Here is a 14,382-nt window from a genome sequence, read left to right on the forward strand (position 1 = left end):
ATATGTATGGTTAGTTGATAATTCTACCCATAGATAAAATTAATTTGCCACCTGATTCCAGCAAAAGAGGATTACTACCATAGTAATTGAATTGTAGAGTAAGTATTAAGGGTAAAATATTCAAGCATTCTCCGTTTAATCCAGACATTAAGGTTACTAAGCCAATTCCAACGTATCTTGATAACTCATATTCAACACAGGGTAAGTCGGGAGTTGGACTAAAGTTACCTTACAGTTAAAGTGAAGAAGCGCTTTTGCTTATTCACCAGAGAGATTAAGTCAAGTACAAAAGTTTCTCAACATTTAATCTGTTAGTACCAGCCGCCAAAGGAGGTCATAATTGTGACTAAATATGACAAGATTTTTAATTCAAAAAAAACCACCAACAAATTACTGAGTTTAGATGAAGCCGTAGCCGCGATCGCAGTAGTAACGGAAATGGCTGATTCTTCTGTGGAAAAAGTAGATGCAGAAGTTTTAGCGAGTATTCTTTGGGACTTTGAGGTTTTTGACAACGACTACTCAGAAGATCAGATTGTAGAAATATTGGATAGACTCATAGAGATTGCAGAAGAGGAGGGAGTAGGAACTTTATATAATTTGGCCAGTACCAGCCTTTCAGATGAAAGAGTTTTAGATGCTTTTGCTACTGGGGTAATGGTGAGTGTGGATGAAGAGGAACTGAGTATTGCGAGACACAAGCAGTCCTATCTGAAACAGTTACAACAAGCTTTAGAAGTAGAAGATGAAGAAGCGGAGGAAATCATACAAGACATAATCGCCGCTTATGAGGAGAGCGAAAACGAAATTTACCTAGATGACGAAGAAGACACAGTAATAGTGAGAGATTATGGCGACGAAGTATATGAATCCCCTGCTGGTAATTTTTTAGTGCCAATTCCTGTTGATCCAGAGCAGGGAGGTAAAGTAGAAAGTCAAGAAGGCGTAGTTAGCTTTGTTGATAACTTCGGCACAATGCTGAGAATCGACTATTACCGCATATCCTTAGAGGAGTGGGAAGAGGTGGAGTCCATTGGACAAGAAGAGTACTTACAAGCCATCTTACTAAACAAGTATGTACCGGAAGTAATTTTTCGGAATACGCCGGAAGCTGAGGTAAGGTATAGTGAGTATTTGCCAAAGGTGATGGAGGGATCTTACTTTGCGCTGATTGATATGCCAGTAGATTCGACTAGTTCCAAGTTACAATATAACCACACTCTCAACGAACTTAAGGCATACCGGGGGCTGCTGGCATTTTTGAATTTTAACCATTTGTATATAGTTAGCAGCCAGCACAGCTTGTTTAAGAATGAAAAACCCATTTCTCCACAAGAAGAAGTTGAGGACATTAGATATGGTATTTTAGATTTTGTGGAAACTATGAAATTCACCGAAACTGAATAAGTTAGCAACGGGATGAATTAGAGCTAGGGGGCGAAGTCCGGTGACAAACCCCCATGGAAAATAAATTTTATTTATTAACTACGAGTTATTAGTTTTCGCCGCAGCAAATCTAAAGCTGTGTTGGCGCTGACATAACGAATTAAAGAGCGTCCCCTTATTGTGCCGAAGCGATACTCAAAACTCGTTACTTCATTATTTGGACCAGCTAAACCAATGTAAACTAAACCCACGGGCTTTGTATCAGTTCCTCCCGTTGGGCCAGCTATACCAGTAATACTTAATCCCCACGTTGTTAACAGACGGGTTTTTACCCCCATTGCCATTTGTTCAGCAACAGTACTACTCACCGCACCAAACTGATCTATATCTTTTGGGTTAACTCCTAATAAGCTGACTTTGACAGAATTATCATAGGAAATTATCCCTCCCCAGAAGTAATCAGAGCTACCAGAAATTTCCGTTAACATTTGCCCTAAAGTACCACCTGTACAGGACTCTGCCACTGATAGCGTTTGCCTCGATAATCGTAATAACTGACCAACAACACCAGCTAAAGTATCATGATCAGCGCCGTAATAATCTAAGCCAGCAATATCTATTAGTTGTTTTTCCACAGGTAAAATCAAAGCCTCAGCTGCTGTAGTGGTTGCAGCTTTGGCAGAAATTCTCAATCTCACTTGTCCTTTACCCGCATAAGGGGCTACCGTGGGGTTAGGTAGATTAAAGTAGGGGGCGACTTTTTCTGCTAATGCTGATTCACCAATACCCCAAAACTTTAAACTGCGGCTGTAAATAATTTCTTGGCCCCAGCCTTGGTTTTTGAGAAAAGGTACTGCTGTTTCCGTCCACATTCGCTGCATTTCCGAAGGGACACCGGGAAAGGTAAGTATTGTGATTTCCGGGCGGGGTTGCCAAATAATTCCCGGTGCCGTGCCTGTGGGATTGGGTAAAATATCCGCACCTTGGGGGATTAATGCTTGTTTACGGTTGGTGGGAGTCATTACCCGACCACGTTGAGCGAATTTCTGGCTAATATCTGTAATGATTTCTGGACGTTCTATTAACGGAACGCCAAAAAAATCGGCGATAGTTTCACAGGTGAGATCGTCAGGTGTGGGGCCAAGTCCACCTGTGAAAATGAGAATTTTCGCCCTTGATATGGCAATTTCTATAACTTGTTTTAATCTATCTGCATTATCGCCTACCACTGTTTGATAATAGTGCGGAATACCTAACTGGGCTAGTTGTTGGGCTAAATATTGGGAGTTACTGTTGAGGATATCCCCTAACAGTAGTTCTGTACCAACACAAATAATTTCTGCGCTCATTGGTCATTAGTGATTGGTTATTGCGGTTAGTAGGAATGAGTAGGAAGGTAGGGGAGAAAAAGCATTTTCTGCCCATACCCCTACTCTCACGCCCTAGGCTAATACTGGCACAGGAATCTGTAGATGTGGATACAAGGGGAAGCGATGGCATAGTGAAGCCACCCGTTGCCGACAATCTTGGGCTACCGTCTCGGATTCAGGATTCAGCAGGCGATCAGCGATAATATTGCCAATCTCCATAAATTCTGCTATGCCTAAACCGCGCGTAGTCATGGCTGGAGAACCTAACCTCAGACCACTGGTAACAAATGGTGATTGAGGATCAAAGGGGACTGTATTTTTGTTAGCAGTGATATTCACCTCACTTACTAATTGATCAGCCTGTTTACCCGTGAGTCCAATGTTCTGTAAATCTACTAACATCAAATGATTATCTGTCCCATTGGAAACTAATTTTAAACCACGGTTTTGCAATTGATTAGCCAAAGCACGGGCATTATCAACCACTTGGGCGCAATAGTCTTGAAAATCAGGCTGGAGTGCTTCGCCAAAAGCCACTGCTTTACCTGCAATTACGTGTTCTAGCGGACCGCCTTGAGTACCGGGGAAGACTGATTTATCTAGCTTTTTACCTAGTTCAGCGTCCCGACTCAAAATCAAACCGCCACGAGGACCACGCAGGGTTTTATGAGTGGTAGTAGTGACTACATCACAGTAAGGAATCGGGCTAGGGTGAACACCGCTAGCAACTAAACCGGCAATATGGGCAATATCGGCTAGCAGGTAAGCCCCCACTTCATCGGCGATACTGCGAAACTTTTCAAAATCAATGATCCGGGGATAAGCTGAATATCCACAAATTAAGAGCTTGGGACGCTCCCTCAGCGCCTGCTCCCGAATTTGCTCATAGTCTAACTCTTCTGTTTGTTGACTGACACCGTAGTGGCAAACTTGAAACCACTTACCGGAAACATTCACGGGTGAACCGTGGGTAAGATGTCCGCCATGAGACAAATCCATACCCATAATTTTGTCACCTGGTTGCAGTAATGTCAGGAAAACTGCAAAATTCGCCTGTGCGCCGGAATGGGGCTGCACATTGGCATGAGCAGCACCAAATAGCTGTTTAGCTCGGTCGATGGCTATTTGTTCGACTTGATCCACAAATTCGCAACCACCATAGTAGCGTTTACCAGGTAATCCCTCGGCATATTTATTAGTTAATACCGAACCTTGGGCAGCCAGGACAGCTGCTGAAGTAAAGTTCTCACTAGCAATCAACTCTAAGTGGTCGCGTTGACGCTGTAACTCTTGGTTAATTAACCCAGCGATGGCGGGATCAGAGTTGGCTAAAAATTCAAAGTTAGTTTTATTCACTGAAATTTATCCTCAGATTTTGGCTGGCTGTAAGACTTATGTTCATGAGTGCTGACGACTAAAATTTATCTAGTGCCGACTTATTCATTATTAAATATCAATCGGGTTAATGCGTTAATTGTCGTCAATTTTTTTCCTGACCCTAAATTGTACACTTTCAAGGCACACTATTAAATCTTGTGTATGATTTGTGACTAACGATTCAATGTTTTGGCTAGCTAGCATATAGTGAAATAAAGTCTAATTAGGGATTTTTTCTTATTAATCTCATAGACCATCAGAGGGTGTTAACCATAGATGTTGACACTCCCCACGCTATCAAGGCGTGGGATTCCAGCGTTACTGATGTTCCTTGCTTTTACTGGACACCTTTTTTATCAGTGAATCTCTGCTCGCCGTTGATATTTCGGTCAGCAACACCAAGCAACTGCGTTATCCTAGGCTGAAGAAGCCTCAAATTTTAGCTATAGGAGAACTCACAATGACTTGGCGCGGGTCTACAACAGTTTCTGACCGTATTTTTGCTTGTTTACCTTACCTACTACCCCTGATTGAGGGTTTAACCTTCGGTGGCTATTTGTTTAGAGAGTTTCCCATACTGGGATTGCTGTTGATTCCTTTGAGTCCAGTATTACTCATTTATCGAACCATTCCTTTTGCTACCCTGATTATTTTCTTGGCTTTATTTTTCTTAGTGGTGAGAAACGAAAAAATCAGTCATTTTATTCGTTTTAACACTATGCAGGCTATTCTTTTGGACATTGTGATATTTTTGTGTTCCATATTGCTGGAAATTCTTAGTCCGGTTCCTGGTGCTGGCTTTGCTATAGAAACCCTTGCCAACACCATCTTTTTGGGCATAGTGGTAGCTGTTGTGTATTCTGTTGCTCAATCCTTGTTCGGACGTTATGCAGAAATTCCGGCCATTTCTGATGCAGTTTATATGCAGGTGCGTTAAAAAAGTTAAAGGTTAACGCCTAGTTACCGTATTTTCTAGGCGACCAATGCCTTCTATTTCCACACGCACGCGATCGCCTATGTGCAGTGGACCCACACCCAAGGGCGTACCAGTTAGCACTATATCCCCAGGTAGTAAGGTCATCACCTGACTAATGTAGGAAACCAAAACATCAGGAGGAAACACCATTTCATCAATACAAGCACATTGTACAGCAACAGGTTCGTTATTGAGGAAGGTTTGTAATCTTGCCCCTGGATTTAATTCTCGGACAATCCAAGGGCCTAGAGGGCAAAAAGTATCAAAACCTTTGGCGCGAGTCCACTGACCATCTTTTTGTTGTAAATCCCGCGCTGTTACATCGTTAGCGATGGTGTAGCCCCAAATTTTAGTTTGGGCTTCTTCTATTGTGCAATCACAAGTGCGATCGCCAATCACCAGTGCTAATTCCCCTTCGTAGTCTACCCGTTGGGACTGGGGAGGATACTTTATTTCCATTGTCGTGGCAATGATAGATGTTGGCGGTTTGAGAAAAATTAACGGTTCAAGTGGAACTGTGCTGCCCATCTCTTGGGCATGGTCTGCATAATTCTTGCCCACTGCCACAACCTTTGACGGAGCGCAGGGGGTAAGAATTTGGTATTTTTCCGGTTCTAGAATTAAATCTGTGGGTTGCCCTTGTAACCAAGGCGGAGCATCTAGCACCTGCACATTGAGAGATAGTTGTAGCAACCCGTAGTAAATTTTGCCTTCTAGATTTTGAACTCGCACATAGCGCTGCGCCATAACCTTGATTAATATCCTTTTCTCTGCGATTAGCAATCTTGAGTTTGTAATCAGAGCTTGAGCCTAAGACTTATAACTATAGTCCCAAATTGGTCAGTATACCTGTACTATTAATTTGATCTGTGAATAGAAAACTGGTAGAATTATAGTTCCTTGTTGCTTAAGATGTTGATTCTAGTTAGTATCTTTTATCTTACTACCGTATAAAATAACATCAGCAGCCCATGTCCATAAGGTTAAGTAAAAATCATGTCCACAGTTTACGAAACAACTTACATTCTCCGTCCTGATCTGGGGGATGAACAGGTAGAGCAAGCAATAAATAAATACAAAAACTTGCTCACTGAACAAGGTGCTGAAAATATCGAAGTTCAAAATCGTGGTAAACGCCGCCTAGCTTACGAAATCAAAAAGCAGCGGGATGGCATTTACATTCAAATGAACTATACAGGACCCGGAACTGCCATCGCTCCCGTGGAGCGTGCTATGCGTTTGAGTGAGGAAGTGATTCGCTACTTGACCATCAAACAGGATCTACCTGATGAAAAAGTAGAAGCAGAAGAAACAGTTGCTGTTTCTGCCTAAAAAAGGTTGTAAAACAAAGGTGTTGAGTTTTTTCAACTCAACACTAAGCACTGAAAACCAAAAATTTCCAAATTTTTTTTACCATCTGCGTTTTTTTAGTTTGAGTTGGGAATACTAAAATAACAAGTACTTCCTTAAGGCAGTACTATCGCAGTTATACCTACCTAAGATTAGACAAGCATTCGCCAATGGGAGCTGTAAGCCACTGTGAGCCAAACTGATACACCCAACATTCAAGCTCTCTCTACCGAGGTATCCCAGTTGCGCCAAGAGTTGCAGCTGCGTGATCAATTAGTGCAGCAGTTATCTCAAGAACTGTTCCGACTAGTGAAGGGCAACAATAACTTTATGCCCCAGCGGTCTGAAAAAGAAGATGATGGGCATGAGTTGCAAGTATTGCAAGAACAATTGCAAGCGGTTGAGCAGCAAGTGATGTTCTACCAAGAACAAATCACCAATCGTGATACCGAAATTTACCAACTACGGCAATCAGTGCAAGAACTCACAGATCGCAGTCGGATGTTGGAGCAGGTTGTACAAGAATTACCTCAAATTTACCGACATAAGTTTGAGGAGCGCATGGCTCCAGTCAGAGAAAAAGTGGCAGCATTACAACGAGAAAACCGCAAACTTCAGGCAGAACTGCAAAGCGTGAGTTACAGATTGGCCTTAAAAACCCGCACGAGTAGTCACAGCGCCATTGATTTACCAAGTTTTCCCCGCAGAGAATCTGAGCAAAAAAATATTTCCACCGTACAGAATGCTTGATAATATAGGTGGTTTTCGGCAATAATAAACCACTTGCCTGTTTGCAAGGGGTCAATTTTGTAGCCTTCAGTAACGAAGTAAAATTTTTACCAGGTGCAGCTTGGGTGGAAATAAACAAAATTTGCTCTTACCTGTTGGGCAAATTTCCCACTGCACCTGGATGAACTCAGTTTAGGTCTTTTAGTGGGGTGGAGTGAATTATGCTATGGCTAAATCTTTGTCATTGGTGCGAGTAAAAATATCTTCGTAGGTATCAAAAATTTCAAACACTGAGTCTAGCTGTGTTAATTCCAAAATTAATCGGACTGGAGGTTGTACATTACACAAAACTAGACGACAACCATGTTCACGTGCTGATGTTAGTCCATTGATTAGGGGGACTAGTCCTGAACTGTCCATGAAATCTACTTGTGAAAGATCAATCACCCAGAGTTGATGAGGTTGGGGTGTTACCTCAAGCATCTGGGCGCTAAAAGCCATTCCACTCTGGAAGTCTATACTACCCTGGGGCTTGAATAAAACTACTTGATCTTGTGAGATAGTCATGAATTTATCTAAGTAATTGGAACTCGTAACAAGGGGGAAATTTGACATGGGTACTAATTCAGTGTCAATAAAGAAGCAATTAACTACAGTGTTTATGCTATCAAGAGTATGTTAACTTTTATAAATATATTCATAGCACGTTGATAATTTCGGTATCAACCGTATCTTTTACTATATTTTTATATGCTATCAAGAATTTTATAAAGTTTTTTGAAAAAAATAGTTGACCAATTCCCCCAGCAATTGAGCCAAGTGTATTGACACCAGACTCAGAAAAAGGCCAAGATATATACAACGTAAACAATTGTAAAGGCGGTGTGGGATGTCTCTTGAGCTAATTTCACTAGAAAACATCCAGGAATTTGCCCACCAGTATGGTTACTGGGCAATTTTTTTAGGAATTTTGCTGGAAAATTTGGGCATTCCCCTTCCTGGTGAAACCGTGACCTTAGTGGGCGGATTTCTAGCTGGTAGTAAGGAACTTAACTATTGGTTCGTTCTCAGTGATGCTGTTGTAGGTGCTGTGATTGGTAGCACTTGCGGTTATTGGGTTGGTAAATTTGGTGGTTGGCCTTTGCTGTTACGACTGGGTAAATTGTTGCGGATTTCTGAAGAACGGTTATTGAATATAAAAAATAAATTTGGTGAAAATGCCAGTAAGACTGTATTTTTTGGGAGATTTTTGGCATTATTGCGAATTTTCGCCGCACCACTGGCTGGTATAGCGGAGATGCCTTTTGGCAAATTCTTTTTGTATAACTTAGCAGGAGCAACTGCCTGGGGTGGTGTGATGGTAACTTTAGCTTTTTTTGCGGGCAGAGTGGTTTCCCTGGAACAACTGGTTACCTGGGTGAGTCAATTTGCGATCGCGGCTTTACTGATTATTGTTGCTTTGATTGCTGTAGCAATTTGGTTAGAGTCACGCCCAGTGAAGGGAGCGGCGGGAGAGTAGAAACAAACTCCCCACCTTTTACACTCTAACTTCTACTTTGCTGCGCCCAAATCCGGGTTGGTAAGCCCCAAACGTAAATAAAACCTTCAGCAGCTTTGTGGTCAAATTGGTCTTCTGCCCCGTAGGTTGCCAAATCTGGGCTATAGAGTGAATGGTCACTGCAACGCCCCACCACAGTGGCGTTACCTTTAAAAAGTTTCACTCTTACAGTTCCGGAAACTCGTTCTTGAGTTTTTTGTATAAAGGCATCTAGTGCAGCTTTCAGGGGACTGTACCACAGACCGTTATAAACCATTTGGGTATAAGTTTCTTCCAGACCTCGCTTGTAGTGGGTGACATCTGCTGTCAAAGTTAAGCTTTCTAAATCTCGGTGTGCCTGAATTAGCACTAACATCGCGGGGGATTCGTAAATTTCCCGTGATTTAATTCCCACTAAGCGGTTTTCCATCATGTCGATGCGCCCAACACCGTGATTTCCCACTACCTCATTGAGTCGTTGAATTAGCTCGACTGGGTTTTTAGGCGTACCGTTAAGGCTGGTGGGAATACCTCGCGTGAAACCAATTTCAATGTACTCTGGTTGGTCGGGGGTATCAGCGATAGCTTTGGTCATTTCATAGATTTCTTCTGGTGGTTCCACGGTGGGATCTTCCAGTAAGCCCGCTTCAATACTACGACCCAGTAAATTTTTATCAATGCTGTAGGGAGAAGATTTTTTCACTGGTGAGGGGATGCCAAATTGCTCACCGTAGGCGATGGTTTGCTCTCGACTCATACCCCATTCTCTGGCGGGGGCGAGGATTTTGAGACGGGGATTTAGGGCAGCACAGGCTACATCAAAGCGAACTTGATCATTACCTTTCCCGGTGCAACCGTGAGCGATGGCATCAGCACCATACTGATCCGCAACTTCCACTAATACCTTAGCAATTAACGGACGAGCTAGGGCTGTTCCCAAGGGATAGCGATTTTCATAGAGAGCATTTGCTTGAATCGCGGCAAAGGCATAATCTTTGACAAAACTCTCTTTCACGTCAGCCACTAGGGACTCACTCGCACCTGATTTAAGCGCTTTTTCTCGGATTGGCTCTAATTCATCTCCCTGACCTAAATCTGCTGCCAGGGTGATCACTTCTTCAACACCCCACTCATGTTTTAGGTAGGGGATACAAACGGAGGTATCCACTCCCCCAGAATATGCCAGAACTACCTTTTTAGCGCGACCCATTGGTTTGATTTCTCCAGTTAGGAAGACAATGAGTCACTATTATAAGATATGTGGGTAAAAAACCCTTTTAATTAAGAGTCTTTACCCAAAAATTTCACAATTACTAGTACCTAAAAAATTAAGCGCCAATAATGCCACCGTCATCACGAGTAATTAACACTGTTGCCGAACGGGGACGACCAGAAGGACCGTAACCCTGACTGTGAGGCCAGTTACCCCGACTGGTGGGATTTTCCTTGGTTCCACGAGAGTTCGGATGTTGAATGTTGACAAACATAGCCTTACCATCCGGGGTCATGGCTATACCACTTACTTCGCAGTCCGTTGGACTGGTGAGGAAGCGTTTAATTTCTCTGGGATCATTGGGGTTAGCACAGGACATGGTGTTACTGCCAATGTTAGCCACATCATCAGTACCATCACCCTCGTGATCTGTTTGAATCCAAAGACGGCCAAAGTCATCAAACCGAAGACCATCGGGTGAACTGAGGTCGTCACCATTGATATTGCCGACATGATGGGGGTCAGAGTCAAGTTTGTCGCCACACTCAACAAAAATATCCCAATTGAAAGTGGTGTCCGCTACTGTGCGCCCGTCCTCACGCCATCGGATGATGTGACCATAACGGTTATCTGGACGGGGGTTAGCAGCATTCACAGGGGGACTTGCACTACCACCTTTGCTGGAGCCGTCAGCCTCATTCACAGATTCTGGTTGTGTGCCACGGCGGTTGTTGTTGGTCAAGGTACAGTAGACTTCAATTTCCTGGTATCCACCAATACGAGGACGCACAGCAGTCCATTCGGGACGATCCATCATGGTGGCACCTACTCGATCCGCAGCTTGTCTTGTTTTCACCAGCACTTCAGCTTGGCTGTTAAAACCGTTTTCTGGTGTTAGACCACCCCGACCATAAACTAGGGGTAGCCACTCCCCGGTGCCGTTATCATTGAACTTGGCAACGTACAAAGTACCGTAGTCCAGTAGGTCACGGTTAGCACTGGGATTTTGGGGATTATAAGGTTGAGAGCAAACAAACTTATAAATGTACTCGTTGCGTTCGTCGTCACCCATATAGAAAGCTAAACGGTTGTTATCATCCAGAACGTATTGAGCGCTTTCGTGCTTAAAGCGACCCATAGCAGTACGCTTGACTGGTTTGCTGCGGGGATTATAGGGGTCAATCTCCACTACCCAACCGAACAAATGAGGTTCAAGAGGATTGGTGCTGGTATCGAAGCGGGGATCAGCTGCAGCCCAAGGATAGCGAGAATTGGATGTGGCAATACCGTAACGATTTTGTCCTTGCAAAATATCAGACTTGTCCACTCCCGGAACTGGTGTGATATCATTTCCCAGGGGGTTGGTAAAATAGTTGTTCCAGTTTTCCTCACAGGTGAGGTAAGTACCCCAAGGTGTGTAACCGTTGGAGCAGTTGTTGACTGTACCATAAGCGGTGTAACCGTCGTTTACCCCGATTTCCAATGAGCCTTCGGGTTTGATATTAAACTTTTTCGACTTCACAAAGTCGCTACCTGCAACAGGTCCAGAAATTCGCATTTCGGTGTTAGCTGTGATGCGACGACCATAACGAGAATTAGGATTAACACTCCAGTTATTACCTGAATTGTCCTTGGATATCTCTACAATAGATACGCCGTGAGCAGCTTGAGATTTGCGTACTTTCTCAATGCTTACTTCATCCAAACCGTCGGGATGGAGAAAATGTTCTTGGGTATACTCATGATTGACGCAGAGTATCCCCTGGTTATATGTTTGATTTTGATCCCTTGAGTTCTGTCTTCTGGGCATAGGAAAGAAGTGCATACCATCAGCATTCATCCCGAATTGCTTTTCCTGTGCGGCAGCATCTTGGGAAGCGTCTGATGACCAGTTGGGGCCACCGGGCATGATGGGATCACCCCAAGCAACTAACACTTGAGCTTTATAGCCTCGAGGAACAGTCACAAGATCCTTCTCTAATAGTCCCGTGGCTGGATTGAGTAAGTTTGGCTCAATACCCTCGAAGCCAATACCAGCAAATCCCATTCCAGGGGCTAACGGGGATGTTGCCACGGTTTGCAGTAAGCCACGGATAGTAACATTGCCTAAAACAGTTGCTACTGAAGCACCTACAGCTGTGAATATGAAGCGTCGGCGTTTCATGTTTACGCGCCCAATCACGTCACGAATTGACTCGTTACCGGATGGGTTTAGGGTTTTGTCGTTCTTGGGGTGAAGTGGTCCTTTCATAAAAAAACCTCACGGGAGTTTGCAAAATCAGTGGCTTTGAGCTTTTGGAAGAAACAATAACTTGGCAGATTTACGGCTGCTGTTTTTGATTCTTACTTATACAAAAGTCTCACTGTATACTTTTGATTGACGGAGAAATCTGTTTATGTACTTAATGGAAATTATAAACTTATGAATACTGCTACTACACAATAGACGTTAAAAAGCTTGATGAAAATTAGGAACTGTGTTAGGTACTCTGCTGTCCTATCTTGGAGATGGGTAATACTGTTGTGGGTGAAACTGTGTTTTTTAGTGTTGTTATACCAACTTACAATCGCCGTCCGATTTTAGAAAAGTGCCTCCGCGCTCTGGAGATGCAGGAGTTGAGTGCATCTAGTTCGGTAACTAATTACGAAATTGTCTTAGTAGATGATGGTTCTACTGATGGAACCTTGGAGTGGCTGGCGACATACAAGGAAGAATTTCCCCATGTACGCTGGTTTGAGCAAGATCACGCCGGTCCTGCTACGGCTCGTAATTTGGGGGTAGAGAAAGCACTGGGAAACATAATTATTTTTATTGATAGTGATTTGGTGGTGGTGAGGAATTTTCTCCAAGCTCATGCGGATGCACTTGTACAAGGACGGAAAAAGTTGGCAAGCGATCGCTTTTTTACCTACGGTGCTGTAATTAATACTTGCAATTTCGATAATCCCACGGCGGAAATCTATAAAATTACAGATTTCTCGGCGGCTTTTTTTGCTACAGGTAACGTTGCCATCCCCAAACATTGGCTAGAGAAAGCAGGGCTGTTTGATAACAGCTTTCAACTTTATGGTTGGGAAGATTTAGAATTAGGTGTCAGACTAAAAAAACTAGGACTAAAACTGATTAAATGTCCAGATGCTGTGGGCTATCACTGGCATCCGCCATTTAACTTAGAGCAAATTCCCCGTTTAAAAGACCAAGAAATTCAACGCGGACGCATGGGAGTTTTGTTTTATCAAAAGCATCCTTGTTGGGAAGTGCGAATGATGATTCAAATGACTTGGTTACATCGTTTACTTTGGGGTATTCTCTCACTCAATGGCGCACTCAATGAGCGGACAATGGCTCCTTTATTGCAATGGCTGATTAATTTGGGTAAACCTCAGTTAGCCTTAGAAGTTGCCCGGATTTTTCTCAATTGGTACAACGTTCAGGGAGTTTATGCTGCGTACGCAGAGACTCAATACCCAAAAAATTGAAAGCACAGAGCTATATTTGTGATATACTAGAAAAGTTGTCTAATCTCGCACATCCAGTCATTCGGGTGTTTCCTAATGGGGAAATACAACTGGGTGGAGGTTTAACCCGAATAGGAGTAAAGAAAAAATATGCCAGTAGTTTCATTGGCTCAAATGATGGAGTCTGGGGTACATTTCGGGCATCAAACCCGGCGTTGGAACCCGAAAATGTCTCAGTACATTTATACTGCCCGCAATGGAGTACACATTATAGACCTGGTGCAGACTGCCCAGTTAATGGAAGAAGCTTATAACTATATACGATCGCAGTCTGAACAAGGTAAAAAATTCCTCTTCGTTGGTACAAAGCGCCAAGCGGCAGGAATTGTAGCCCAAGAAGCCGCACGTTGTGGCTCTCACTACATTAACCAGCGTTGGTTGGGTGGAATGCTGACCAACTGGGCGACCATCAAAACCAGAGCAGACCGTCTGAAAGATTTGGAACGGCGGGAAGAAAATGGCGCGCTGGATTTATTGCCCAAAAAAGAAGCTTCCATGTTGCGGCGAGAAATGGCCAAGCTGCAAAAGTATCTGGGTGGGATTAAGAATATGCGGAAAGTCCCGGATGTGGTGGTGATTGTAGACCAACGCCGGGAATATAACGCAGTGCAAGAGTGCCAAAAACTGGGACTGCCAATTGTGTCTATGCTAGATACAAACTGTGACCCGGATGTAGTAGATATACCTATTCCAGCCAATGATGATGCCATTAGATCAATTAAGTTGATCGTGGGTAAATTGGCGGATGCAATTTATGAAGGTCGTCACGGTCAGTTGGAAACTGAAGAGGAAGAAGATATTTTTGATGATTCTGAGTATGAGTACGAAGAAGATATGGAAGATATTGATGATTCCGGTTCTGATGAATAATCGGAACCATTGAGTATGAAGTTCATACTCAATCGCTTTCTCTTCATCAACCCTG

General features: G+C 43.3%; 13 protein-coding genes. 7 read left to right on the forward strand and 6 right to left on the reverse strand.

What is annotated here, in order from left to right:
• Positions 1-342 precede the first annotated feature (342 nt).
• Entirely contained in the window at positions 343-1,407 is a 1,065-nt protein-coding gene (locus NWP17_RS07215) for a tellurite resistance TerB family protein (RefSeq protein ID WP_280654233.1), read from the forward strand.
• 74 nt (positions 1,408-1,481) lie between these two features.
• Here NWP17_RS07215 and NWP17_RS07220 read toward each other — a convergent pair whose 3' ends face one another.
• Positions 1,482-2,735: a competence/damage-inducible protein A gene (locus NWP17_RS07220; protein WP_280654234.1), complete on the reverse strand. Its 1,254-nt coding sequence runs from the start codon at positions 2,733-2,735 to the stop codon at positions 1,482-1,484.
• A gap of 93 nt (positions 2,736-2,828) precedes the next feature.
• On the reverse strand, positions 2,829-4,112 hold the full coding sequence (gene glyA, locus NWP17_RS07225; protein ID WP_280654235.1) for a serine hydroxymethyltransferase: 1,284 nt from the start codon (positions 4,110-4,112) through the stop codon (positions 2,829-2,831).
• A gap of 481 nt (positions 4,113-4,593) precedes the next feature.
• Here glyA and NWP17_RS07230 point away from each other — a divergent pair, with 481 nt between their 5' ends.
• The gene (locus tag NWP17_RS07230) at positions 4,594-5,070 is read left to right on the forward strand and encodes a Tic20 family protein (RefSeq protein WP_280654236.1); all 477 of its coding nucleotides are present in this window, start codon (positions 4,594-4,596) and stop codon (positions 5,068-5,070) included.
• A gap of 12 nt (positions 5,071-5,082) precedes the next feature.
• Here the strand turns inward: NWP17_RS07230 and NWP17_RS07235 are convergent, their stop codons facing one another.
• Positions 5,083-5,856, reverse strand: coding sequence for a fumarylacetoacetate hydrolase family protein (locus NWP17_RS07235; RefSeq protein ID WP_280654237.1), 774 nt, complete (start codon positions 5,854-5,856; stop codon positions 5,083-5,085).
• A gap of 249 nt (positions 5,857-6,105) precedes the next feature.
• Between NWP17_RS07235 and rpsF the strand changes: the two genes are divergently transcribed.
• The gene (gene rpsF, locus NWP17_RS07240) at positions 6,106-6,441 is read left to right on the forward strand and encodes a 30S ribosomal protein S6 (protein WP_280654238.1); all 336 of its coding nucleotides are present in this window, start codon (positions 6,106-6,108) and stop codon (positions 6,439-6,441) included.
• A 207-nt stretch (positions 6,442-6,648) separates the two neighbouring features.
• On the forward strand, positions 6,649-7,209 hold the full coding sequence (locus NWP17_RS07245) for an Npun_F5560 family protein (protein WP_280654239.1): 561 nt from the start codon (positions 6,649-6,651) through the stop codon (positions 7,207-7,209).
• Positions 7,210-7,407: 198 nt separating this feature from the next.
• Here NWP17_RS07245 and NWP17_RS07250 read toward each other — a convergent pair whose 3' ends face one another.
• Positions 7,408-7,755, reverse strand: a complete 348-nt coding sequence (locus tag NWP17_RS07250; protein WP_280654240.1) for an STAS domain-containing protein — start codon at positions 7,753-7,755, stop codon at positions 7,408-7,410.
• Between the two features lie 322 nt (positions 7,756-8,077).
• Here NWP17_RS07250 and NWP17_RS07255 point away from each other — a divergent pair, with 322 nt between their 5' ends.
• The gene (locus NWP17_RS07255; RefSeq protein WP_280654241.1) at positions 8,078-8,707 is read left to right on the forward strand and encodes a DedA family protein; all 630 of its coding nucleotides are present in this window, start codon (positions 8,078-8,080) and stop codon (positions 8,705-8,707) included.
• Positions 8,708-8,732: 25 nt separating this feature from the next.
• Here NWP17_RS07255 and NWP17_RS07260 read toward each other — a convergent pair whose 3' ends face one another.
• Entirely contained in the window at positions 8,733-9,935 is a 1,203-nt protein-coding gene (locus NWP17_RS07260) for an argininosuccinate synthase (protein WP_280654242.1), read from the reverse strand.
• 118 nt (positions 9,936-10,053) lie between these two features.
• Complete coding sequence (locus NWP17_RS07265; protein WP_280654243.1) at positions 10,054-12,189, reverse strand: PhoX family protein; 2,136 nt, start codon at positions 12,187-12,189, stop codon at positions 10,054-10,056.
• Between the two features lie 257 nt (positions 12,190-12,446).
• Here NWP17_RS07265 and NWP17_RS07270 point away from each other — a divergent pair, with 257 nt between their 5' ends.
• A complete protein-coding gene (locus NWP17_RS07270) occupies positions 12,447-13,418 on the forward strand; it encodes a glycosyltransferase family 2 protein (RefSeq protein WP_280654244.1) in 972 nt (323 codons plus the stop codon).
• Between the two features lie 129 nt (positions 13,419-13,547).
• A complete protein-coding gene (rpsB, locus tag NWP17_RS07275; protein WP_280654245.1) occupies positions 13,548-14,327 on the forward strand; it encodes a 30S ribosomal protein S2 in 780 nt (259 codons plus the stop codon).
• Positions 14,328-14,382: the final 55 nt, after the last annotated feature.

It is taken from the genome of Chrysosporum bergii ANA360D, from assembly GCF_029891735.1.
In the GTDB taxonomy this organism is placed as follows: Bacteria; Cyanobacteriota; Cyanobacteriia; order Cyanobacteriales; family Nostocaceae; genus Umezakia; species Umezakia bergii.